Genomic DNA, 23,694 nt, shown 5'->3' with positions numbered 1-23,694 from the left:
GGACCGCGCCGCACAAGGCGGCGCGGCCGCGCGCATCAGCGCAGGTTGTAGAAAGCCTCGCGGCCGGGGTAGTGGGCGACGTCGCCCAGGTCTTCCTCGATCCGCAGCAGCTGGTTGTACTTGGCCATGCGGTCCGAGCGCGACATCGAGCCGGTCTTGATCTGCAGCGCGTTGGTGGCGACGGCGATGTCGGCGATGGTCGTATCCTCGGTCTCGCCCGAGCGATGCGACACCACGGCCGTGTAGCCGGCACGCTTGGCCATCTCGATCGCCGCGAAAGTCTCCGTCAACGTGCCGATCTGGTTGATCTTGATCAGGATCGAGTTGGCGATGCGCTGCTCGATGCCGCGCTTGAGGATGCTGGTGTTGGTGACGAACAGGTCGTCGCCCACCAGTTGCACCTTCTTGCCCAGTTGCTCGGTCAGGTACTTCCAGCCGTCCCAGTCGTTCTCGGCCATGCCGTCCTCGATCGAGACGATGGGGTACTTGTCGCACCAGGTGGCCAGCATGTGGGTCAGTTCCTGGGCGCTCAGGGTCACGCCCTCGCCTTCCAGGTGGTACTTGCCGTCGCGGAAGAATTCCGAGCTGGCGCAGTCCAGGCCCAGGGCGATCTGGCTGCCGGGCTCGTAGCCGGCCTTCTCGATGGCCTGCAGCACGAGCTGGATGGCCGCCTCGTGGTTCTCGACGTTGGGAGCGAAGCCGCCCTCGTCGCCCACCGCGGTGGACATGCCCTTGTCATGGATGAGTTTCTTCAGCGCGTGGAACACCTCGGCGCCCATGCGCAGCGATTCGCGGAAGCTGCTGGCGCCCACCGGCAGGATCATGAATTCCTGCATGTCGAGGTTGTTGTTGGCGTGCGCGCCCCCGTTGATGACGTTCATCATCGGGACGGGCATGCTCATCGCGCCGCTGCCGCCGAAGTAGCGGTACAGGGGCAGGCTGCATTCCTCGGCGGCGGCCTTGGCCACGGCCATGCTGACGGCCAGCATGGCGTTGGCGCCCAGGCGCTCCTTGTTCTCGGTGCCGTCCAGTTCGATCAGCGTGCGGTCCAGGAACGCCTGCTCCTGCGCATCCAGGCCCATCAGCGCTTCGGCGATCTCGGTGTTGACGTTCTCGACGGCCTTGAGCACGCCCTTGCCCAGGTAGCGCGACTTGTCGCCGTCGCGCAGCTCGATGGCTTCGCGCGCGCCGGTGGACGCGCCCGACGGCACGGCGGCGCGGCCCATCGCGCCCGATTCCAGCAGCACGTCGCACTCCACGGTGGGATTGCCGCGGGAGTCGATGATCTCGCGCCCGATGATGTCTACGATTGCGCTCATAGGAGTCCAGTCTCTAGAAAAGTTATTGGAAATCGTTTTCGAGGAACCCGTGACGCTTGGTCACGCGGTCGAGTTCTATCAGCGATGCCAGCAGGTCGCCCATGCGCGCCAGCGGCACGGCGTTGGGCCCGTCGGACTTGGCATGCGCCGGATCCGGGTGCGTTTCCATGAACAGGCCCGACACGCCCACGGCCACCGCCGCCCGCGCCAGCACCGGCACGAATTCGCGCTGCCCGCCGGACGTCGTGCCCTGCCCGCCGGGCAGTTGCACCGAATGCGTGGCGTCGAACACGACGGGGCAATCCGTCTCGCGCATGATAGCGAGCGAGCGCATGTCCGACACGAGATTGTTGTAGCCAAACGATGCACCGCGTTCGCAGACCAGGATGTTGCCGCCGTCGCCGCCGGCCTCGATGGCGGCTTCGCGGGCCTTGGCCACGACATTGACCATGTCGTGCGGCGCCAGGAACTGGCCCTTCTTGATGTTGACGGGCTTGAGCGTGGCGGCGCAGGCGCGGATGAAATCGGTCTGCCGGCACAGGAAAGCCGGCGTCTGCAGCATGTCCACCACGTCGGCCACGGGACGGGCCTGTTCGGTTTCATGCACGTCGGTCAGCACCGGCACGCCCACCTGGGCCTTCACCTCGGACAGCACCTTCAGCCCGAAATCCATGCCCATGCCGCGGAACGACTTGCTCGAGCTGCGGTTGGCCTTGTCGAACGAACTCTTGTAGATGAAGGGGATGCCGAGCTTGCCGGTCAGCTCCTTCAGGACGCCGGCCGTGTCGATCGCCATTTGCTGCGATTCGATCACGCAGGGTCCGGCGATCAGGAAGAACGGCCTGGCGAGGCCGATCTCGAAGCCGCAGATCGGGTAGCTGCGGGTCGAGGCGTGCGGGTCTTGGCTCATGGTGACCTCCAGGCGCTCAGCCCTGCTCCGCCGCCACGCGCTGCAGCTTGTGCTTGCGCGCCGCGCGGATGTAGGCCGAGAACAACGGATGGCCGTCGCGCGGCGTGGACGTGAATTCGGGGTGGAACTGCACGCCCATGAACCACGGATGATTGGGCAATTCCATCATTTCCGGCAGGCTCTCGGTGGGCGTGCGCGCGCTGATGACCATGCCGGCCTCTTCCAGCTTGGGCACGTACACGTTGTTCACCTCGTAGCGGTGGCGGTGGCGCTCGTTCACCTCGTCGCCGTAGATGTCGTGCGCCATGGTGCCGGCCTTGACCGGGCAGCGCTGCGCACCCTTGCGCATGGTGCCGCCCAGGTCGGACGTGTTGGAACGGCGCTCGACGCGGCCCTCGCGGTCCATCCACTCGGTGATCAGCGCGACCACGGGATGCAGGGTGTCCGGATCGAATTCCGTGCTGTTGGCGCCGACCAGGCCGGCCACGTGGCGGGCGAACTCGATGACCGCAAGCTGCATGCCCAGGCAGATGCCCAGGTAGGGCACGCCGTTCTCGCGGGCATAGCGGATCGCCTGGATCTTGCCCTCGGTCCCGCGCTTGCCGAAGCCGCCGGGCACCAGGATCGCATCGAACTTGCTCAGCTTGCCCACGCCTTCGCTCTCTATCTCCTCGGAGTCGATGTAGTCGACCACCACCTTGCAGCGGGTATGGATGCCGGCGTGCACCAGCGCTTCGGTCAACGACTTGTACGACTCGGTCAGGTCGACGTACTTGCCGACCATCGCGATGTGGACCTCGCCCTCGGGGTTCTCGCGGGCATGGACCAGTTGATCCCACATGGACAGGTCGGCCGGCTCGGGCTGCAACCCCAGCGTTTCGCAGACCAACTCATCCAGCCCCTGCTTGTGCAGCATGGCGGGGATCTTGTAGATGGAGTCGACGTCCCAGACCGAGATGACCGCGTCCAGCGGCACGTTCGAGAACATCGAGATCTTGGCGCGCTCGTCGTCCGGGATGGGGCGGTCGGCACGGCACAGCAGCGCATGCGGGTAGATGCCGATCTCGCGCAGCTTCTGCACCGAATGCTGCGTGGGCTTGGTCTTGAGTTCGCCGGCCGAGGCGATGAAGGGCACCAGCGTCAGGTGCACGAAGGCCGCGCCGCCGCGCCCCAGGCGCAGGCTCATCTGGCGGGCGGCTTCCAGGAAGGGCAGCGACTCGATGTCGCCCACCGTGCCGCCGATCTCGACGATGGCGACGTCGGTCTCGCCATCCCAGGCCGCCGACGCGCCGCGCGCGATGAAATCCTGGATCTCGTTGGTGATGTGGGGGATGACCTGCACGGTCTTGCCCAGGTAGTCGCCCCGGCGTTCCTTGCGCAGCACCGATTCGTAGATCTGGCCGGTGGTGAAGTTGTTCACCTTGCGCATGCGCGCCGAGATGAAGCGCTCGTAGTGGCCCAGGTCCAGGTCGGTCTCGGCGCCGTCTTCCGTGACGAAGACCTCGCCGTGCTGGAACGGGCTCATCGTGCCGGGATCAACGTTGATGTAGGGATCGAGCTTGAGGAGGGTGACTTTGAGGCCGCGCGATTCGAGGATAGCGGCCAGAGACGCGGCGGCAATGCCTTTCCCCAGGGAAGACACCACGCCACCGGTAACGAATACGTACTTGGTCATTGCCAATGGCGCCCGGTTTTTGCCGAGCGCTTGCGGGAAATTGGAATTATAGCGGGAGTTGCGAAAGCCCGCGATCCGGACACGGGTAACCTTTGGCGACAAAAAGACATAGAGCCCCCCCTACGCGCTTACGCGCGCCCCCCAGGGGGCGGCGCTGGCGGACCGGCGGAGCCGGATCCGCGGCGCCCTGGGTCTACCCCTAATACAACACGAGCGTATCCAGGGCGGGGCGGTCGCCTTCGAGGGTGCCGGTCTGGGAGGTTTCGGCGAAGAAGACCTGGCCGTCGTAGCGGCCGACGGCGTCGCGGGTGGTGCCGGTTTCGTAGTCCACGCGCGACTCTTCGGCGCGGCCGGTGCGGGCGAACAGGGTCAGTTGGCGCAGCGATTGCAGCCACCAGCGGCGCGCGGCGCGGTCGTAGGACAGGGTCAGTTCGGCCGAGGTGGATATCTCTTCCGCCTTGGAGACGCTGCGGTCCGTGACGACGACGCGCTGCTGGCGTATGGCCAGCTCCAGATTGCGGTCGGCGGGCAGGTCCACGCCGCAGGTGGCGCACGGCAGGACGAAGCCCCAGCCCGTGGCCTGGAAACCCTGGGGGCTTCTAGCCCCGATCAGCAGCGCCCGCCGCCCTTCGGCGTTGCGGTAGACCTGCGCGACGCCCTGCCCGTCCAGGCCGAGGTCCCCTTGCACTTCGCGCTCGAGCGTGAATCCGTCCGGAACGAAGGCCTCGGGCCGCGAGGCGACGGCGGGAATGGCCAGCGCCGCCGGGATGTAAGGCCCGCCAGCCTCGGCGTGCGCGGAAGCGGCCAGGGCCGACAACACCACGCTCAGGACGGCCCGCCGGGCCGTCCCGCCCCACTCAGACCGACGCGGCAACGGCGGAGGTATCCAGCTTGGCCGCGGTCTTCTCGACCACTTCCTGCACCGTGACGCCGGGCGCCAGTTCGACCAGCCTGAGCCCCTGCGGCGTGACGTCCAGCACCGCCAGGTCGGTGATGATGCGGTCCACCACGCCCACGCCGGTCAGCGGCAGCGTGCACGCCGGCAGGATCTTCAGGTCCACCGTGCCGTCCTTCTTGCGGGCCACGTGCTCCATCAGGATCACCACCCGCCCGACGCCGGCCACGAGGTCCATGGCGCCGCCCATGCCCTTGATCATCTTGCCCGGGATCATCCAGTTGGCCAGGTCGCCCTGCTCGGACACCTGCATCGCCCCCAGGATGGCCAGGTTGATCTTGCCGCCGCGGATCATGCCGAACGAGTCCGACGACGAGAAGATGGACGAACCCGGCAATGTGGTCACCGTCTGCTTGCCGGCGTTGATCAGGTCGGGATCGACCTCGTCCTCGGTGGGAAACGGCCCGATGCCCAGCAGCCCGTTCTCGGACTGCAGCCAGACCTCCAGCCCCTCGGGCACGTGATTGGCCACCAGCGTCGGCAGCCCGATGCCCAGGTTCACGTAGAAACCATCCTGCAACTCACGCGCCGCCCGCGCGGCCATCTCATCGCGAGTCCATGCCATGTCATCTCTCCTTGATATCCGTCGACCCAGAGCGCCGTGGATCCGGCTACCTTACCGTCCGTTGTTCTATGCGCTTTTCCGGGGTCGCGTTCAGGACCAGGCGGTGCACATAGATACCGGGCAGGTGGATGTGGTCCGGATCCAGCTCGCCGTTCTCGACGATGCGCTCGACCTCGGCCACCGTGACCTTGCCGGCCATCGCGGCGTTGGGGTTGAAGTTGCGGGCGGTCTTGTTGAAGATCAGGTTGCCGCTCTTGTCGGCCACCAGGGCCTTGACCAGCGCCACGTCGGGCACCAGCGAGCGTTCCATGACGTATTTCTTGCCGTCGAACTCGCGGATTTCCTTGCCTTCGGCCACCTGGGTGCCCACGCCCGTGGCGGTGAAGAAGGCCGGGATGCCGGCGCCGCCGGCGCGCAGCTTCTCGGCCAGCGTGCCCTGCGGCGTGAACTCCACTTCCAGCTCGCCCGCCAGGTACTGGCGCTCGAACTCCTTGTTTTCGCCGACGTACGAGGAAATCATCTTGCGGATCTGCCGCGTTTCCAGCAGCAGGCCGAGTCCGGCGCCATCGATGCCCGCGTTGTTGCTGATGCAGGTCAGGTTCTTGACACCGGTGTCGCGCAGCGCCGCGATCAGGGCTTCGGGTATGCCGCACAGGCCGAAACCGCCGACCGCCAGGGTCTGCCCGTCCCGCACGATGTCCGCTAGCGCCTCCCGGGCGCTGGCATAGACCTTGTTCATCGTCTTCCTCGCTAACGTGGTGGCCAACGGCCGTGATCGCTTGAAATACAATCGGGGATGATACTTCCAACTATCTTAGCTTAGCGGCGACACCGCCGGTTCCGCACCCCCACCCCACCCGGAGGAACCCTGTACATGCAAGGCAACGAACGCGAGTCGATGGAATACGACGTGGTCATCGTCGGGGGCGGGCCGGCCGGCCTGGCCACCGCGATCCGCCTCAAGCAGCTTGCTGCCGAGAAAGGCCGCGAAATCGGAGTCTGCATACTGGAGAAAGGCAGCGAGATCGGCGCCCACATCCTGTCCGGGGCCGTCATGGACCCGCGCGCGCTGACCGAGCTGATCCCCGACTGGAAGGCCAAGGGCGCGCCGCTGAACACCCCGGTCAGCGAAGACCGCTTCCTGTTCCTGTCCGAGACCGGCGCCCGCGCCACGCCGGGCTGGCTGCTGCCTGCCTGTTTCCACAACGAAGGCAACTACGTGGTCAGCCTGGGCAAGGTGGCCCGCTGGCTGGGCGAGCAGGCCGAGGCCCTGGGCGTGGACCTCTTCCCCGGCTTTGCCGCCGCCGAGATCCTCTACAACGAGGACGGCTCGGTCAAGGGCGTGGCCACGGGCGACATGGGCGTGGGTCGGGACGGCCAGCCCACCGACCAGTACCAGCCGGGCATGGAGCTGCATGCCCGCTACACGGTCTTCGCCGAAGGCTCGCGCGGCCACCTGGGCCGCCAGCTGAACGAGAAGCTCAAGCTCGATGCCGGCAAGGACCCGCAAAGCTACGGCATCGGCATCAAGGAACTCTGGGAGATCGACCCCGCCAGGCACCAGCCCGGGCTGGTCATCCATACCGCCGGCTGGCCGCTGGACGCCGATACCTACGGCGGCTCGTTCCTGTACCACCTCGAGGACAACAAGGTCGCCATCGGCCTGATCGTGGGCCTGGACTACAGCAACCCGTGGCTGTCGCCCTTCGAGGAGTTCCAGCGCTTCAAGACCCATCCCGCCATCCGCGGCTTCCTGGAAGGCGGCAAGCGCATCGCCTACGGCGCGCGCTCCATCACCGCCGGCGGCCTGCTGTCCCTGCCCCGCCTGGCCTTCCCGGGCGGCGCGCTGGTCGGCTGCGAGGCCGGTTTCCTGAACGCCTCGCGCATCAAGGGCAGCCACGCGGCCATCAAGAGCGGCATGCTGGCGGCCGAGGCCGCGTTCGAGGCCATCGAGGCGGGCCGCAGCCACGACGAGCTGGCCAGCTATCCGGCCGCCTTCGAGGCCTCCTGGCTGCACGAGGAACTGAACAAGTCGCGCAACTTCAAGCAGTGGTTCAAGAAGGGCCGCACGGTCGGCACGCTGATGACCGGCATCGAACAGTGGCTGCTGCGCGGCAACTTTCCCTGGACGCTGCATCGCGACAAGCCCGACCACGTCTACCTGAAGCCCGCCGCGGAATGCCCGCGCATCGAATATCCCAAGCCCGATGGCAAGCTGACCTTCGACCGGCTGGGTTCGGTGTTCATCTCGAACACCAACCATGAGGAAAACGAGCCCATCCACCTGACGCTCAAGGACCCCTCGGTTCCGGTCGACGTCAACCTCGCGCGCTATGCCGGCCCGGAAAGCCGCTACTGCCCGGCCGGCGTCTACGAATTCGTGAAGGACGACGCCGGCATCGAACGCCTGCAGATCAACGCCCAGAACTGCGTCCACTGCAAGACCTGCGACATCAAGGACCCCACGCAGAACATCGTGTGGGTGACGCCGCAGGGGGGCGAAGGGCCGGTCTACAACGAGATGTGATGGCGGCGGCCTCAGGCCGGGCCGTGCAGCGGCCGGGTCGCCACCAGGAAGTCCTCGTCCGCCAGCCAGTGCGCCGCGTCGACGGCGAAGCACCGGCGCACGAAGTCGCGCGTCAGCACCGCGCGCGGCTCGCCGTCGGCCAGCACCCGCCCTTCCCACAGCGCCACGATGCGGTCGGCATACTGCGCCGCCAGGTTCATGTCGTGCATGGTCACGATCACCGCCGCGCCGGTGCGATGCGCGAAATCGCGGATCGCCGTGCACACCGAGTGCTGGTGATGCGGATCCAGGCTGGCGCACGGCTCGTCCAGCAGCAATAGCCTTCCGGTGCCCGAGCCGGTTTCGCCGGGCCAGATCTGCGCCAGGACCCGGGCCAGGTGCACGCGCGCCTGCTCTCCGCCCGACAGCGCCGGCATGGGCCGCTGGGCCAGGTGCGTCACCCCGGCCGCCTCCAGCGCCGCGCGGACGATGCCTTCGAGCCGCCTGCGCGGCTCGGTGCGCGCCAGGCATCCCAGGTGCACGACCTCGTCGACCGTAAACGGCAGGCTCAGCCCGGCCCGCTGGGGCAGCACCGCCCGCTGCCGGGCCAGCTCGCCGGCCGCCCACTGCCGCAGCGGCCGTCCCTTGAACAACACCTCGCCCGCTGCCGGCCCCAGGTCGCCCGCCATGGTCGACAGCAGCGTGGACTTCCCTGCCCCGTTCGGGCCGATCAGCATCACGATCTCGCCTTCGCCCACGGCGCAATCGATGCCGTCGAGCACCACGCGCGGATGCGGCTGGCCGGCCTGGCGACGCGCGACCGTCAATGAACGCACTTCCAGCATGTTCGTCATCCTTCGAACATCCTGCCCTTGGCCCGCAGCAGCAGGAACAGGAAGAACGGCGCCCCGATCAGCGCGGTCAGCACGCCTATGGGCAGTTCGGCCGGCGCGATGATCAGGCGGGCGACCAGGTCGGCGGCCACCGTCAACGCGGCGCCCAGCAGCGCGGCGCCGGGCAGCACGACGCGCGCGTCCGGGCCCGCCATCAGGCGTATGCAGTGGGGCGCGACCAGGCCCAGGAAGCCGATGATGCCGCAGAAGGCCACCGCCATGCCCACCGCCAGCGCGCTGAACACCACCGCCAGCGCCTTCAGGCTTTCCACGGCCACGCCCAGGTGGCGGGCCTCGGCCTCGCCCAGCGCCATCGCGTTGAGTCCGAGGCGCAGCCGCCACATGCCCGCCAGCGCCACGGCGCCGACCAGCGACACCACGCCCACGATGGGCCAGGTGGCGGGCGCCAGGCTGCCCAGGTTCCAGAAGGTCAGGTTGCGCAGTTGCTCGTCGGTCGCCATGTAGCTGGCCAGCCCAATGAGCGCCATGGCAATGGCGTTCATGGCGATCCCCGCCAGCAGCATGGCGGCCACGGATACGCCCAGCGACGTGCGGCCGATCCGGTAGACCAGCAAGGTGGTCAGCACGCCCCCGGCGAAGGCGGCGACCGGCAACAGCGCCAGTCCCATCGCCTGGGCCAGCGCGGGCCACCACAGGTTGCCGAACACGATGGCCAGCGCGACCGCCAGCGCCGCGCCGCTGGATACCCCGATCAGGCCCGGGTCGGCCAGCGGATTGCGGAACAGGCCTTGCAGCGTCGCCCCCGCCATGCCCAACAGCGCGCCCACCGCCACGCCCAGCATCACGCGCGGCAGGCGTATGGTCCACAGCACGCCCATCTGCTGGGGCTCGAACCCGCCCTGGGCCAGGCCCGCCTTGTGCAGCAGGATGGCCAGCACGTTGGACGCCGAGATGGGATAGGCGCCACGGCCGGCGGCCACCACCACCAGCGCCACCAGCAGCGCGGCCAGGACCGGGAACAGCCAGGCGGCCGGCATGCGGCCCGCACGCGCGCGGGCCCAGCCCGACGGCGGCGCGGCGGTCTCCACGCGGGAAACAGTCATTGCCGCACCGCCCTCATGCGCGCAGCGCGCCATACAGGTCCTCGACCGCCTGCGGCAGGCGCGGACCGAATCCCAGCAGCAGCACGATATCGATCAGGACCGCGCGCTGGTTCCTGCCGGCGGGCGTCATCGCCAGGCCCGGCGTGGCCAGCAGCCGCGCCCGGGCATCCGGCTCCTGGGTGCCGTCGAAGGTGCCGACGATGGCATCGGGCGCCGCGCCGGCCAGCGACTCGGCCGACAGCGGCTTGTAGTTGGCGAAGTCGCCGCCGAACACGTTGACCGCGCCCACCAGCCTGAGCATCGCGTCGGCGCCCGTGTCCCGGCCGGCCGCCATGGTATTGGCGCCATGCCGCATCAGGCACGCCACGCGCAGCGGCCGGCCGCCCGGCCCGCGCAGCGGGGCGGCCGCGATGCGCGCCTGCAATGCCTGCCAGCGCAGCGCCAGCCTGTCGGCCAGCGCCTTGCCCTCGGCCTGCCGGCCCAGCGCGGCCGCCACGGTACCGATGCGTCCCAGCACGCCTTCGAAGGTGTAGTCGCCGTCGACGTGCACCACCCTGACCCCCGCCGACTCGATCTGCCTGAGCACGGCAGGCGGCCCCGCTTCCTGCCCTGCCAGCAGCACCTGCGGCCCCAGTGACAGCACGCCCTCGGCCGACAGCGTGCGCTGGTAGCCGACCTTGGGCAGCGCCAGGGCCTGGGGCGGATAGAGGCTGCTGGTATCGACCGCCAACAATTGGGGTTGGCCACCCAGCGCGTAGACGATCTCGGTCACGCCGGCTCCCACCGACACCACGCGCGGCCCCTGGGCCCGCGGCTGGGCGGCGCGCGCCGGAGCCAGGGCTCCCAGCAGGAGACCGGCCGGCAGCGCCGCCAGCAAAGACCGGCGGCGCTGCGTCATTGTGGACATCGACATCATTCCCTCACGCGAGCGACGGCTCGCCCTTCAGATCATAGCTGCGCGCCAGCAGCACCGCGAAGCGCTCGAAGGCCGCGCCGGCCCCGGCCACCACCCGGTCCTGCTCGCCCGCGGACAGGCCGCTGCCGTCCAGCGCCTGGACGAAGCGCTTCCACGCCGCCCCGCGTCCGTCGGACGGCGCCGCGAGGTTGCGGGCGCCGAAGTTCTCGTCCAGCCCCAGCCGCTGGCCCGCCTCCTTGAGCAGGAAGGCCGCGCCCAGCTTGGAGCCCTCGGACACGTACAGCCAGCCCAGGCCCTCGGGCAATGCCATGCCCTGGCCTTGCGGCGCCTCGGCGGCCTCGGGCACGGCCTGGCCCAGGTCCCGCAGATCGGCCTGGGCCGCCGCGAGCCGCGGCCGCGTCGCCAGGTCCGGGATCAGCGCCGCGTAGGCGCTGTCGTCGTACAGCGGCTCGATGTCGCGCTGGAAAAGATACTGGGCGGCGACGAAGCGGCCGTAGTTCTCCCGGTTGTCGAATGGCTTGAGCGACATCACGAGCTTGTCGAGTTTCTCGTGCAAGGGAGCGGTTTCGGTTTTCAGGCGAAGGGCCAGCGACGACGGAGAGGCGCTTTGGAGCGACATGGATGGATACCTCGGACGGAAATGCAAAGGAGAATCGATCTCAATTACATCGAATTATGCCTGCTCGGCCGGCGTCTGTCTCGTCCCGCGCGTCCCCTTCCCCCGCATTCCCTCTTCCCACGCAAAGCAATTGTGACTCCGGCACACGGTATTCGGGGCCCTGCGCCCGGCTCCTACGTTTATCATCGATACATCCATTGGCGCGGCCCGCGGGGCCGCCAGCACCATCAGGCATAGCCAGGAGAATCTCCATGACGGAACGCACCCATCGCCACGGCCTGCAAGTGGCGAACGAACTCGATCGCTTCATCGAACAGGAAGCCCTGCCCGGCACGGGCCTCGACGGCGATCGCTTCTGGCAAGGCTTCTCGCAGATCGTGCACGATCTCGCGCCCCGGAACCGCGCGCTGCTGGCCGAGCGCGACCGCCTGCAGGCCGAGATCGACAACTGGCACCGCGCCCACCCCGGCCCCGTCACCGACCAGGCTGCCTATCGCGCCTTCCTGGAACGCATCGGCTACCTGCAGCCCCAGCCCGAGCAGGTACGCGTCACCACCGACAACGTCGATACCGAGATCGCCGAACAGGCCGGCCCGCAACTCGTGGTGCCGGTCTCCAACCAGCGCTATGCCCTGAACGCGGCCAACGCGCGCTGGGGCAGCCTGTACGATGCCCTCTACGGCACCGACGCCCTGCCCGAGACCGGCGGCGCCGAACGCGGCTCCGGCTACAACCCGGCGCGCGGCCAGGCCGTCATCGCCCGCGCCCGTGCCTTCCTCGACCAGGCCGCGCCGCTGGCCCAGGGCTCACATGCAGACGCCACCGACTACTCGGTGCGCGACGGCAGGCTCGTGGTCGCGCTCAAGCAGGGCGAGACCGGCCTGCGCCGGCCGGAACAATTCATCGGCCACCAGGGCCAGGCCCAGGCCCCCTCGGCCGTCCTGCTCAAGAACAACGGCCTGCACTTCGAGATCCAGGTCGACCGCACCAGCCAGATCGGCGCCACCGACGCCGCCGGCGTCAAGGACGTCGTGCTGGAAGCGGCCATCACCACCATCATGGACTGCGAAGACTCCGTCGCCGCGGTCGACACCGAGGACAAGGTCAAGATCTACCGCAACTGGCTGGGCCTGAACAGGGGCGACCTGACCGAGGAAGTCACCAAGAACGGCAAGACCTTCACCCGCCGCCTGAACCCCGACCGCCAATACACCGCCGCCGACGGCTCGACGCTGACCCTGCACGGGCGCTCGCTGATGTTCGTGCGCCACGTCGGCCACCTGATGACCAACCCCGCCGTGCTCGACAAGGACGGCAACGAGATCCCGGAAGGCATCCTGGACGCCGTCGTGGCCACGCTGGCCTCGCTGCCCGACCTGAAGATCCGCCGCAACTCGCGCAAGGGCTCGTTCTACGTGGTCAAGCCCAAGATGCACGGCCCCGCCGAAGTCGCCTTCGCCAGCGAACTGTTCGACCGCGTCGAGGACCTGCTGGGCCTGCCGCGCCACGCGATGAAGATGGGCATCATGGACGAGGAACGCCGCACCAGCGTCAACCTCAAGGCCTGCATCGCGGCCGCCAGCCCCCGCGTGGCCTTCATCAACACCGGCTTCCTGGACCGCACCGGCGACGAAATCCACACCGCCATGGAAGCCGGTCCCATGCTGCGCAAGGGCGACATGAAGGCCTCGGCCTGGATCGCCGCCTACGAGCGCAGCAATGTGCTGATCGGCCTGGACGCCGGCCTGCGCGGCCGCGCCCAGATCGGCAAGGGCATGTGGGCCATGCCGGACCTGATGGCCGCCATGCTGGAACAGAAGATCGCCCATCCCAAGGCGGGCGCCAACACCGCCTGGGTCCCTTCGCCCACCGCCGCCACCCTGCACGCCATGCACTACCACCAGGTGGACGTGCAGGCCGTCCAGCAGGAACTGGAAAAGACCCGGCTCGGAACGGTCAGCCAGGAACTCCTGCAAGGCCTCCTGACCGTCCCCGTCGGCGACCCCGCCGCCTGGTCGCCCGCCGACATCCAGCAGGAACTCGAGAACAACGCGCAAGGCATCCTGGGCTACGTGGTCCGCTGGATCGACCAGGGCGTGGGCTGCTCCAAGGTGCCCGACATCCACAACGTCGGCCTGATGGAAGACCGCGCCACCCTGCGCATCTCCAGCCAGCACATCGCCAACTGGCTGCGCCACGGCATCACCAACGAAGCCCAGGTCCGCGATGTGCTCAAGCGCATGGCCAAGGTGGTCGACCAGCAGAACGCCGGCGATCCGCTGTACGAACCCATGTCCGGCAACGAAGAAACCTCCCTGGCCTTCCAGGCCGCCTCCGCCCTGGTCTTCGAAGGCCGCAGCCAGCCCAACGGCTACACCGAACCGCTGCTGCACGCCTACCGCGCGAAGAAGAAGGCGCAGGCCCGCTAGCCGCTCATCATGCCCACCCCGCGCGGCTCATGTCCGGCCCGCGCGGGGGCAGCCGCCCGGAGCCGGATGCGCCCGCCTCAAGCCCCCTTCCTGGAGGCATCTCCCGCATACTGGTCCACGGCCCCCGCCATCTCCCTAAGCACCTGCTCCATGGACTTCACCCCGTAGGGATAGAAAGCCTTCTTCTCGCCCCGCTTCCACCGCTCCCGCACCTGCGGGTCCCGCAAGTCCCAATCCGGCCGTATCTCCCGCGTCAGCGCCCGCAACTCGCCATGCAGCTCGGCCACCGACGGGCGGCCCCAGTAGTAATAGCCGTTCCAGACCTTGCGTATCTCCAGTCCGGGCGCCAGCAGCAAGGTGTGCGGAATCATCGGTTCATGCTGCGTGTCCGTGTACTCCAGGATGTCCAGCTCATCCCGCACCCGCTTCTGCTCGTCGTACAGAAAGGGATAGTGCGCCCCCAGTTGCTGGCGCAGATTGTTGGTCGTGTGCCAGTCGTCCGTGGTCACCACCACCAACCGGCAGTTGCCCACCACCAGTTGCGGATGGAACCGGGTCAAGGCCTTCAACTGCTCGCGGTCCTTGGGGCAGAAGAACCCGCGGATCAGCACCAGCAGCATGGGGTCGTCCCCCTGCAGCGCCGACAGCGCGCGGGCCGTCTTCGTATGGTCGGGCAGGACATAGTCGGGCAGCACCTGCCCCGCTTCGAGCTTCACCGTCATGATGCACCTCCTATCAAGCCAGGATGGCGCGCGGCAAGTGCCGTGCCCACGCTGTTTTGACGCGCTGCGGGACGGGCACTATTCTTAGCGGGCAACAAGAAACCCATGAGGAGACCCACCATGCCCCACCGCCTCCGCGCCCCCTGCGCGCGCCGCGCCTTCCTCGCACAATGTGCGGCCGCCGCAACGCTCGCCGGCGTCGCGCTCCAGCCCATGGCCCACGCCGCCGACGCCTACCCCTCCAAACCGGTCACCCTGGTCACCTCCTTCTCGGTAGGCAGCGGCCCCGACACCGTGCTGCGCCTGGTGGCCGACCGCCTGGGCAAGGCCTGGGGCCAGCGCGTCGTGGTCGAGAACCGGCCGGGCGGCGCGGGCTTCATCGCCATCGATTCCTTCAAGCGCTCGGCGCCCGACGGCTACTCGCTGCTGCAGCTCGACAGCGAACAGCTCGCCGCCCTGCCCCATCTGTACAAAAGCCGCCAGTACGATCCCGACAAGGTCTTCGACCCGGTCGCCACGCTGTTCATCACGCCCTTCCTGGTTTCCGTCTCGGCCCAATCGCCCTGGAAATCGGTCTCCGACCTCGTCGCGGCCGCCAAGGCCAAGCCCGGCCAGGTCACCTATGGATCCTGGGGCATAGGCAGCCCCGGCCACCTGGGCGGCATCGCCCTGGAAAACGAAGCGAACGTCAGTATGCAGCACGTGCCCTACAAGGAAGTCGGGCAACTGTACGCGGCCGTCAGCACCCAGGAAGTGAACTGGAGCATGGCCACCATTGCCTCCAGCCAGGGCCCCTACCAGGCCGGCAAGCTGCGCTACATCGCCGTCGCGGCCCCCAAGCGCATCCCGCAGATGCCCGACGTGCCCACGGTGGCCGAAAGCGGTGGCCCCGCCAGCCTGGACGTCAATTCCTTCGTCGTGCTGCTGGCGCCCAAGGGCCTGCCGGCGACCATCCGCGACAAGATCAACGCCGACGTCGCCAAGGTCGTGGCCGACCCCGAGATCAAGAAGCGCCTGGATACCTTCGCCTTCCAGACCATCAGTTGGTCGCCCGACGAAATCCACCGCCAGGTCGCGGCCAAGTCCAAGACCTACCAGGGGCTGATCCAGAAGGCCAACGTCACGCTGGAATGACCCGGGGAACGAGCATGAAGGTCTGCATCGTGGGCGCCGGCGCCATCGGCGGCTTCATCGGCGCCCGCCTGGCGGCCACCGGCGCCTGCTCGGTCAGCGCCCTGGCCCGCGGCGCCACGCTCGAGGCGCTGCAATCGCACGGCTGGCGGCTGCGGCAGGAAGGCGGACTCGTCCAGGTCCCGGCCACGGCCAGCGACCGCACCGAGGCCCTCGGTCCGCAGGACCTGGTCGTCGTCGCGGTCAAGGGCCCCGCCCTGGCCGCCGTGGCGGACTGCCTCGCGCCGCTGCTGGGCCCGGACACCGCCGTGCTGCCGGCCATGAACGGCGTGCCCTGGTGGTTCGCGCAAGGCCTCCTGCCGCCGGAACAGGCCCGCCTGTCGACCATCGACCCCGATGGCCGGATCGCGCGCGGCATTCCCCTGGCGCGCGTGATCGGGTGCGTGGTCCACGCCAGCACCTCGACGCCGGAGCCGGGCGTCGTCCAGCATCACATGGGCGGCGGGCTGGTCATCGGCGAACCGGACGGCTCGTCCTCGGAACGGGTCGAGCGCATCGTCGCGCTGCTTGCCCAGGCGGGCTTCGACGCCACCGCCTCGCGGGCCATCCGCCAGGACATCTGGTACAAGCTGTGGGGCAACATGACCATGAATCCGGTCTCGGCCATCACCGGCGCCACGGTCGACCGCATCCTGGACGACCCGCTGGTACGCCGGTTCTGTTCCGACGCCATGGACGAGGCGGCCCGCATCGGCCTCGAACTGGGCTGCGCCATCGACCAGAGCGCCGAGGACCGCCACGCCGTCACGCGCAAGCTCGGCGCCTTCAAGAGTTCCATGCTGCAGGATGCGGAGGCGGGGCGTCCGCTGGAGCTGGACGCCATCGTGGCCGTGGTGCGCGAGCTTGGCCGGAAAGTGGGCGTACCCACGCCCAGCATCGACGCCCTGTTCGGCCTGGCCCGCCTGTACGGCCGGGCGCACGGCCTCTATCCGGACGTTAGCGCGTAGAAGAGGATACGAAGAATGCGCCGATCACCGTCTTGACGTCGGTGACTTCCCCCTGGCGGATCCAGGCAATCAGGTCCTCCAGCGGGGCCGTGAACACTTCCAGGAACTCGTGCTCGTCCAGGCGCTGCTCGCCCCGCTCCAGGCCCTCGGCCAGGAACAGCACGATGCGCTCGTTGGCATAGGCGATGGCGTTATGGATGGTGGTGAGCTCGGTCCACTTGTTGGCCCGATAGCCCGTTTCCTCCAGCAGCTCCCGCTGCGCGGTCGCGAGCGGGGCCTCGCCGGGGTCGATCTTGCCCGCGGGGAATTCGATGAAGGCCCGGTGCATGGGATAGCGGTACTGCCGCACCAGCACCACCTGCCCATCCGGCAGCATGGGCACGATCATGGAGGCGCCCGGATGCATGATGTACTCGCGCGTGGCCGTGGCCCCTCCCGGCAGCCGGACGGTGTCCCGGCGCACGTCCAGCAGCTTGCCGCGGAACACCGCCTCGCTGGTGAGGGGCTCCTCGCGCAGCCGCTCCGAACTGCGCGCCAGTTCTTCCAGTGCTCGATCGTCGCTCATCGGGCGGTCCGTTTGAAAAGATAGCGGTACACGAAGCCGGGATAGGCCAGCACGAGATACAGCGTCAGGGTGATGGCATAGAACTGCCATCCCTGGGGAAACACGTTGCCCAGGCTGGCCTCGAATCCCAGGCCGATGCCGCCGACCACCAGGTACAGCACCAGCACTTCGACCAGCCTCAGCCAGAACGGCTTGCGGGCGGGCGCGCCGTCCCGGCGGAAGGCCACCGCGCCGAACACGCGTTCCGTCAGGAACGGCAGGTTGGCGGTCACCAGGGCCAGCAGGATCAGGACGTAGATGGCGAGGGTCTGTTTCAAGGCGGGGTTCCTGTCACGACAAACCCGGTCGGGAACGGCGGCGGCGCAATCGCGCCCCCGCCGGAAAAGAAGCTCAGAGCGCGAGCGAGCTGGAGATGGCCTGGGCGCACAGGGCGACCAGCGGCGCGGGGAACACGCCCAGGACCAACAGCAGCACGCCGTTGACCGACAGCACGGTGCGGAAACCGGCCGAACCCTGCAGCGGGGCCTGGTCGACCGGATCGTCGAAGTACACGACCTTCACCACCCGCAGGTAGTAGAAGGCGCCGATCAGCGAGAACAGCACGGCCACCACGGCCAGCACGACGTGGTTGGTCTGGATCAGCGACTGCAACACCGCCAGCTTGGCGTAGAAGCCGACCGTGGGCGGAATGCCGGTGAGCGAGAACATCTGCACCAGCATTACGCCGGCGAACCACGGGTTGCGGCGGTTCAGGCCCTTCAGGTCGTCGACGTTCTCGCACTCGAAGCCCGAGCGCGACAGCAGCATCAGCACGCCGAACGAGCTGAGCGTGGTCAGCACATAGACGACCACGTAGAACATGGCCGACGTATAGGCGTTCTGGGCGTTGAAGGCGCTGCCCTCGATCACGCCGGACATCAGGCCCAGCAGCACGAAACCCATGTGCGAGATGGTCGAATAGGCCAGCATGCGCTTGATGTTGGACTGCATGATGGCGGCGAGATTGCCGATGGCCAGCGACAGCACGGCCATGATCGCCAGCATGGGCTGCCAGTCGGCCGCCAGGCCGAACAGGCCGTCGACCAGCAGGCGCAGCACGATGGCGAACGCGGCCAGCTTGGGCGCGCCGCCCAGCAGCAGCGTCACGGCCGTGGGCGCGCCCTGGTAGACGTCGGGCACCCACATGTGGAACGGCACGACGCCGAGCTTGAACGCCAGGCCCGCGACCAGGAACACCAGGCCGAAGACCAGGATCATGTGGTTGTCGGTCGCGCCGGAGGTGGCGCGGGCGATGCCGGCCAGGTTCAGCGTGCCGGTGGCGCCGTAGATCATGGACATGCCGTACAGCAGCAAGCCCGAGGCCAGCGCGCCCAGCACGAAGTACTTCATGGCGGCCTCGGTGGACACGGTGTGCTCGCGGCGCAGCGCGACCAGCGCGTAGAACGACAGCGACATCAGCTCCAGGCCGAGGTAGATCGTCAGCATGTTGCCGGCCGAGATCATGACCATCTGGCCCAGCAGCGCCAGCAGCGACAGCACGTACAGCTCGCCGCCGCGCAGCATGCCGCGGTCCTTGGCGTAAGCCTTGCCGTAGATCAGCGTCACGCCTACCGCGATATACGAGAACACCTTGAGCACGTGGCCCAGGCTGTCCGCCACGTACATGCCGTCGAAGGCCGTGCCCTGCACGCCCGAGGCCAGGTCCGACAGGCTCATCCAGGTCAGCGCCACCAGTGCGGCCAGGGACAGGATGTGCGTCACCGCGCGGCCTTCATCCTTGACGAACAGGTCGATCAGCAGGATGGCGGACGTCAGCACCAGCAGTGTGATCTCCGGCGCGACGAGAGACAGGTTCAGATTGGCGAATTCCATTGCGTAACGTCCGGCGTCTTACAGTTTCGAAATGGCGACATGCTTGAGCAGCGCGTCGACCGAGACGTGCATCACGTCGGTGAAGGGCGCGGGATGGACGCCCATGTACAGCACGGCGATGGCCATCACGCCCAGGATGAAGAACTCGCGGGCGTTGACGTCGGCCAGCTCGCGCACGTGCTGGTGGGTGATGTCGCCGAACACGACGCGCTTGACCATCCACAGCGAGTACGCGGCGCCCAGGATCAGGGCCGTGGCGGCCAGCAGGCCGATCCAGAAGTTGTACTCGACCGAGCCCATGATGACGAAGAATTCGCCCACGAAGCCGCTGGTGGCCGGCAGGCCGCTGTTGGCCATCGAGAACAGCACGAAGAACGTGGCGAACTTCGGCATGGTGTTGACCACGCCGCCGTAGTCGGCGATGCGGCGCGAGTGCACGCGGTCGTACAGCACGCCTATGCACAGGAACATCGCGCCCGACACGAAGCCGTGCGAGACCATCTGCACGATGGCGCCCTCGACGCCGGCGGTGTTGAAGATGAAGAAGCCCAGGGTCACGAAGCCCATGTGCGCCACGGACGAATACGCGACCAGCTTCTTCATGTCGTCCTGAACCAGCGCCACCAGGCCGATGTAGATGACGGCGATCAGCGACAGCGCGATCATCAGGCCCGACAGGCTATGCGCGGCGTCGGGCACGATGGGCAGCGACAGCCGCAGGAAGCCGTAGGCGCCCAGCTTCAGCATGATGGCGGCCAGCACCACCGAGCCGCCCGTGGGCGCCTCGACGTGGGCGTCGGGAAGCCAGGTGTGGACCGGCCACATCGGCACCTTCACCGCGAAAGCCATCAGGAAGGCCAGGAAGATCAGGATCTGCTCGGTCTGGCCCAGCGGCAGCTTGTGCCAGGCCAGGATGTCGAACGTGCCGCCGGCCGAATGCCACAGGTAGATGAACGCGACCAGCGTCAGCAGCGAACCCAGCAGCGTGTACAGGAAGAACTTGAACGCCGCGTAGACCCGGTTGGGGCCGCCCCACACGCCGATGATGATGTACATCGGGATCAGCGTGGCCTCGAAGAACACGTAGAACAGGAGGCCGTCCAGTGCCGCGAACACGCCTATCATCAGGCCCGACAGGATCAGAAAGGCGCCCATGTACTGGGCGACGCGGCTGGTGATGACTTCCCACCCGGCCAGCACCACGATGATGGTGATGAAGGCCGTCAGCAGGACGAACCACAGCGAGATGCCGTCCACGCCCAGGTAATAGGACACGCCGTACTCGGCGATCCAGGCGGCCTTCTCGACGAACTGCATCTGCGCCGTCGAGGCGTCGAAGCCGGTGTAAAGCGGCAGGGTGACCAGGAAGCCGGCGATCGCGCCGATCAGCGCCAGCACGCGGGCGACGGTGGGGTTGCTGTCTCGGCCCACCGCCAGCACCAGGATGCCGAAGACGATCGGGGTGAAGATCGCAAGCGAGAGCCACGGAAAAGAAGTTTGAGCCATATCGCTTGCCATCAATTGTTCAGCAGGACGAAGAAGGTCACCAGGGCCATGATGCCGATGATCATGGCGAAGGCGTAGTGATAGATGTAGCCCGATTGCAGGTGGCGGACCACCCCGGCGAACCAGCCCACCAGACGGGCGCTGCCGTTGACCAGGAGGCCGTCGATCAGGGACTTGTCGCCCACCTTCCAGAAGCCGCCGCCCAGCGCGCGGGCACCGCGCGCGAACACGGCTTCGTTGATCTTGTCCATGTAGTACTTGTTGTCGAGCAGGTTGTACAACCAGCCTGCGCGAGCCTTGATGGCGGCGGGAATGGCCGGCTTGACCATGTAGAAGAACCACGCCAGGACCACGCCGGCCAGCATCAGCCAGAACGGCACGGTACTGAACGCATGCAGCCCGTAGGCCACCCAGCCGTGGAAGTCCTCGGCCAGGTGCTCCATGACGGGGCGATCGGGCGAATTGAAGATCACGCCCTTGAAGAAGTCGCCGAACAGCATGGGGCCGATCGCGATCGCGCCGATCACCACCGACGGGATGGCCAGCAGCACCAGCGGCACCGTCACCACGGCGGGCGACTCGTGCGGCACGCCGCCGTGATGGTGGTCGTCGTGGCCGTGGTCGTCATGGCCATCGTGCGCGTGGTCGTCGTGTCCATGCCCGTGCGCGCCCGAGGTGTCGAAGCGCTCCTTGCCGTGGAAGACCAGGAAGTACAGGCGGAACGAGTAGAACGCCGTCACGAAAACGCCGGCCAGCACCGCGAAGTAGGCGAAGCCCGACCCCCAGACGTGGGACAGCTTGGCCGCCTCGATGATGTTTTCCTTCGAGTAGAAGCCGGCGAAGAACGGCGTGCCGATCAGCGCCAGCGAACCCAGCAGGAAGGTGATCCAGGTGATGGGCATGTACTTGCGCAGGCCGCCCATGTTGCGGATGTCCTGGTCGTGGTGCATGCCGATGATGACCGAGCCCGCCGCCAGGAACAGCAGCGCCTTGAAGAAGGCGTGGGTCATCAGGTGGAAGATCGCCACCGAGTAGGCCGAGGCGCCCAGCGCGACGGTCATGTAGCCCAGCTGCGACAGCGTGGAATAGGCCACCACGCGCTTGATGTCGTTCTGGATGATGCCCAGGAAGCCCATGAACAGCGCGGTGATCGCGCCGATGATGATGATGAACGACAGCGCGGTGGGCGACAGCTCGAACAGCGGCGAGAAACGCGCCACCATGAAGATGCCCGCCGTCACCATGGTGGCGGCGTGGATCAGCGCGGAGATCGGGGTCGGGCCTTCCATCGAATCGGGCAGCCAGACGTGCAGCGGGAACTGCGCCGACTTGCCCATGGCGCCCACGAACAGCGCGATGCAGGCCACGCTCAGCAGCATCCAGTCGGTGCCCGGGAAGGTCAGGCCGGCCAGTTTGTCGGACTGCGAGAACACTTCGGTGTAGTTCATCGAGCCGGCGTAGGCGAACAACAGGCCGATGCCCAGCACGAAGCCGAAGTCCCCTACCCGGTTGACCAGGAAGGCCTTCATGTTGGCGAAGATCGCGGTGGGACGGGTGTACCAGAAGCCGATCAGCAGGTAGGACACCAGGCCCACGGCTTCCCAGCCGAAGAAGAGCTGGAGCATGTTGTTGGACATGACCAGCATCAGCATCGAGAAGGTGAACAGCGAGATGTAGGCGAAGAAGCGCTGGTAGCCGGGATCGTCCTTCATGTAGCCGATGGTGTAGATGTGCACCATCAGCGACACCGAGGTGACCACCACCATCATCATGGCCGACAGCGTGTCGATCATGAAGCCGATTTCCAGCTTGATGCCGCCGATCGCGCTCCAGGTGTAGAGCGTGCCGTTGAAGGTGTTGCCCGCCAGGACGTCCTGCAGCACGAAGGCCGAGCCGATGGCCGAGACCAGCACGCCCAGGATCGTGACCCAGTGCGCGCCGGCGCGGCCGACCCAGCGTCCGAGGAAGCCGGTGCCGAACAGGCCGGCGATGGCGGACCCGACCAGCGGGGCGAAAGCGATGAGGAGATAGAGCTTAGGTACCGACATGTCTTGATTTTCTCGTAGCCCGGACCGTCAGCCCTTCAGCCGGTCAAGTTCATCAACATTGATCGTGTTCAGGTTGCGGAACAATACAACCAGGATCGCCAGGCCGATGGCGGACTCGGCGGCCGCCACGGTCAGGATGAAGAACACGAACACCTGCCCGCTCAGATCGCCCATCCAGCTGGAGAAAGCGACGAAATTCATGTTCACCGCCAGCAGCATCAGTTCGATCGCCATCAGCAGCACGATGATGTTCTTGCGGTTGAGGAAGATGCCGACGATGCTGATCGCGAACAGGATCGCGCCCAGCACGAGGAAGTGGCCTAGGGTCAGGGTCATGGTTGGCTTCCCTTGGGTTCGGTGGCGGCAGGCGCCTGGGCGCCCTCGCCTTCCCGGGAATTTTCGGTTTGCGACGGAATCGATACCAGGCGGACGCGGTCCTGGCGACGCACGCGGATCTGCTCGGACGGCCGGGTCACCTTGACGTCGGAGCGGCGGCGCAGCGTGAGCGCGATGGCGGCGACCATGCCCACCAGCAGGATCACGGCGGCGATCTCGACGGCGTAGATGTACTCGGTGTACATCGCCACGCCGATGGCGCGCGTGTTGTTGAAGTCGGCCGGCGCCTGCGGCACGCTGGGGTCCCAATAGGCATTGGCCAGCACGAAGGCCATTTCCCCGACCATGATGGCGCCCACCACGATGCCCAGCGGCAGGTAGGTCTTGAAGCCCTGGCGCAGCTTGGCGCTGTCGATGTCCAGCATCATCACGACGAACAGGAACAGCACCATCACCGCGCCCACGTACACGAGCACCAGCAGGATGGCGAGGAACTCCGCCTTCAGCAGCATCCAGATCATGGAGGCGGTGAAGAACGACAGCACCAGGTGCATGACGGCGGTGACGGGGCTGCGCGCGACGATGACCCGGCAGGCGGCCACGACGAGGATCGCGGCGAATATATAGAACAGTATGGCGGTCATGGTGTGGGTTTC

At 67.4% G+C, this 23,694-nt stretch carries 22 protein-coding genes; 4 read left to right on the top strand and 18 right to left on the bottom strand.

The features are described 5' to 3' along the window. Positions 1-35: 35 nt before the first annotated feature. The 6 genes from eno to ABD104_RS12400 all read right to left on the bottom strand — a co-directional run bounded on the left by eno (position 36) and on the right by ABD104_RS12400 (position 6,163). The gene (gene eno, locus ABD104_RS12425; RefSeq protein WP_087839433.1) at positions 36-1,319 is read right to left on the bottom strand and encodes a phosphopyruvate hydratase; all 1,284 of its coding nucleotides are present in this window, start codon (positions 1,317-1,319) and stop codon (positions 36-38) included. A 22-nt stretch (positions 1,320-1,341) separates the two neighbouring features. Beyond that, positions 1,342-2,229, bottom strand: a complete 888-nt coding sequence (gene kdsA, locus ABD104_RS12420) for a 3-deoxy-8-phosphooctulonate synthase (protein ID WP_087839432.1) — start codon at positions 2,227-2,229, stop codon at positions 1,342-1,344. 16 nt (positions 2,230-2,245) lie between these two features. After that, on the bottom strand, positions 2,246-3,904 hold the full coding sequence (gene pyrG / locus ABD104_RS12415; RefSeq protein ID WP_087839431.1) for a CTP synthase: 1,659 nt from the start codon (positions 3,902-3,904) through the stop codon (positions 2,246-2,248). Positions 3,905-4,103: 199 nt separating this feature from the next. After that, positions 4,104-4,778, bottom strand: a complete 675-nt coding sequence (locus tag ABD104_RS12410) for a Rossmann-fold NAD(P)-binding domain-containing protein (protein ID WP_132980019.1) — start codon at positions 4,776-4,778, stop codon at positions 4,104-4,106. After that, positions 4,762-5,424: a 3-oxoacid CoA-transferase subunit B gene (locus ABD104_RS12405; RefSeq protein ID WP_087839429.1), complete on the bottom strand. Its 663-nt coding sequence runs from the start codon at positions 5,422-5,424 to the stop codon at positions 4,762-4,764. Before ABD104_RS12405 ends, ABD104_RS12410 begins: the two co-directional genes overlap by 17 nt. Before the next feature lie 46 nt (positions 5,425-5,470). Next, entirely contained in the window at positions 5,471-6,163 is a 693-nt protein-coding gene (locus ABD104_RS12400) for a CoA transferase subunit A (protein ID WP_124689058.1), read from the bottom strand. Positions 6,164-6,322: 159 nt separating this feature from the next. On the opposite strand from ABD104_RS12400, the gene ABD104_RS12395 reads away from it, so the two are divergent. Continuing rightward, the gene (locus ABD104_RS12395; protein WP_087839546.1) at positions 6,323-7,951 is read left to right on the top strand and encodes an electron transfer flavoprotein-ubiquinone oxidoreductase; all 1,629 of its coding nucleotides are present in this window, start codon (positions 6,323-6,325) and stop codon (positions 7,949-7,951) included. An 11-nt stretch (positions 7,952-7,962) separates the two neighbouring features. Here ABD104_RS12395 and ABD104_RS12390 read toward each other — a convergent pair whose 3' ends face one another. From ABD104_RS12390 to ABD104_RS12375, 4 genes are read right to left on the bottom strand one after another with little or no spacing between them, the layout of a single operon-like run. Further along, positions 7,963-8,784, bottom strand: a complete 822-nt coding sequence (locus ABD104_RS12390) for a heme ABC transporter ATP-binding protein (RefSeq protein ID WP_207958656.1) — start codon at positions 8,782-8,784, stop codon at positions 7,963-7,965. Beyond that, complete coding sequence (locus ABD104_RS12385; RefSeq protein ID WP_087839427.1) at positions 8,781-9,887, bottom strand: FecCD family ABC transporter permease; 1,107 nt, start codon at positions 9,885-9,887, stop codon at positions 8,781-8,783. Before ABD104_RS12385 ends, ABD104_RS12390 begins: the two co-directional genes overlap by 4 nt. 13 nt (positions 9,888-9,900) lie before the next feature. Continuing rightward, entirely contained in the window at positions 9,901-10,794 is an 894-nt protein-coding gene (locus ABD104_RS12380) for a heme/hemin ABC transporter substrate-binding protein (RefSeq protein WP_243724560.1), read from the bottom strand. A gap of 13 nt (positions 10,795-10,807) precedes the next feature. Next, a complete protein-coding gene (locus tag ABD104_RS12375) occupies positions 10,808-11,422 on the bottom strand; it encodes a biliverdin-producing heme oxygenase (RefSeq protein WP_087839425.1) in 615 nt (204 codons plus the stop codon). Positions 11,423-11,673: 251 nt separating this feature from the next. On the opposite strand from ABD104_RS12375, the gene ABD104_RS12370 reads away from it, so the two are divergent. Continuing rightward, complete coding sequence (locus ABD104_RS12370; RefSeq protein WP_087839424.1) at positions 11,674-13,851, top strand: malate synthase G; 2,178 nt, start codon at positions 11,674-11,676, stop codon at positions 13,849-13,851. Between the two features lie 77 nt (positions 13,852-13,928). On the opposite strand, the gene ABD104_RS12365 is transcribed toward ABD104_RS12370, so the two are convergent. Continuing rightward, positions 13,929-14,573 carry a peroxiredoxin-like family protein gene (locus tag ABD104_RS12365; RefSeq protein WP_132980018.1) on the bottom strand — a complete coding sequence of 215 codons (645 nt, stop codon included), beginning with the start codon at positions 14,571-14,573 and terminating at the stop codon, positions 13,929-13,931. A gap of 120 nt (positions 14,574-14,693) precedes the next feature. On the opposite strand from ABD104_RS12365, the gene ABD104_RS12360 reads away from it, so the two are divergent. Beyond that, positions 14,694-15,707 carry a Bug family tripartite tricarboxylate transporter substrate binding protein gene (locus ABD104_RS12360; protein WP_087839422.1) on the top strand — a complete coding sequence of 338 codons (1,014 nt, stop codon included), beginning with the start codon at positions 14,694-14,696 and terminating at the stop codon, positions 15,705-15,707. Between the two features lie 14 nt (positions 15,708-15,721). After that, positions 15,722-16,711 (top strand): 2-dehydropantoate 2-reductase, encoded by a 990-nt coding sequence (locus tag ABD104_RS12355; protein ID WP_279817701.1) that lies wholly within the window; start codon positions 15,722-15,724, stop codon positions 16,709-16,711. Here the strand turns inward: ABD104_RS12355 and ABD104_RS12350 are convergent. From ABD104_RS12350 to ABD104_RS12320, 7 genes are all read right to left on the bottom strand, one after another. Then, positions 16,701-17,276 (bottom strand): NUDIX domain-containing protein, encoded by a 576-nt coding sequence (locus ABD104_RS12350; protein WP_132980015.1) that lies wholly within the window; start codon positions 17,274-17,276, stop codon positions 16,701-16,703. The genes ABD104_RS12355 and ABD104_RS12350 overlap by 11 nt on opposite strands. Then, entirely contained in the window at positions 17,273-17,593 is a 321-nt protein-coding gene (locus ABD104_RS12345) for a DUF2818 family protein (protein ID WP_132980014.1), read from the bottom strand. The genes ABD104_RS12350 and ABD104_RS12345 overlap by 4 nt, the downstream gene beginning before the upstream one ends. Before the next feature lie 73 nt (positions 17,594-17,666). After that, positions 17,667-19,148 (bottom strand): NADH-quinone oxidoreductase subunit NuoN, encoded by a 1,482-nt coding sequence (nuoN, locus tag ABD104_RS12340; RefSeq protein ID WP_132980013.1) that lies wholly within the window; start codon positions 19,146-19,148, stop codon positions 17,667-17,669. 18 nt (positions 19,149-19,166) lie between these two features. Further along, positions 19,167-20,654 carry an NADH-quinone oxidoreductase subunit M gene (locus ABD104_RS12335; protein ID WP_165963206.1) on the bottom strand — a complete coding sequence of 496 codons (1,488 nt, stop codon included), beginning with the start codon at positions 20,652-20,654 and terminating at the stop codon, positions 19,167-19,169. Positions 20,655-20,665: 11 nt separating this feature from the next. Continuing rightward, positions 20,666-22,702, bottom strand: a complete 2,037-nt coding sequence (gene nuoL / locus ABD104_RS12330; protein ID WP_132980011.1) for an NADH-quinone oxidoreductase subunit L — start codon at positions 22,700-22,702, stop codon at positions 20,666-20,668. A 27-nt stretch (positions 22,703-22,729) separates the two neighbouring features. Further along, positions 22,730-23,038 (bottom strand): NADH-quinone oxidoreductase subunit NuoK, encoded by a 309-nt coding sequence (nuoK, locus tag ABD104_RS12325; RefSeq protein ID WP_087779243.1) that lies wholly within the window; start codon positions 23,036-23,038, stop codon positions 22,730-22,732. Further along, entirely contained in the window at positions 23,035-23,682 is a 648-nt protein-coding gene (locus tag ABD104_RS12320) for an NADH-quinone oxidoreductase subunit J (protein ID WP_132980010.1), read from the bottom strand. The genes nuoK and ABD104_RS12320 overlap by 4 nt, the downstream gene beginning before the upstream one ends. Positions 23,683-23,694 lie beyond the last annotated feature (12 nt).

Origin of the sequence: Pigmentiphaga daeguensis, from assembly GCF_039523035.1 — a bacterium.
GTDB lineage: Bacteria > Pseudomonadota > Gammaproteobacteria > Burkholderiales > Burkholderiaceae_B > Pigmentiphaga > Pigmentiphaga daeguensis.
This window is presented reverse-complemented; position numbering and strand designations above follow the sequence as displayed.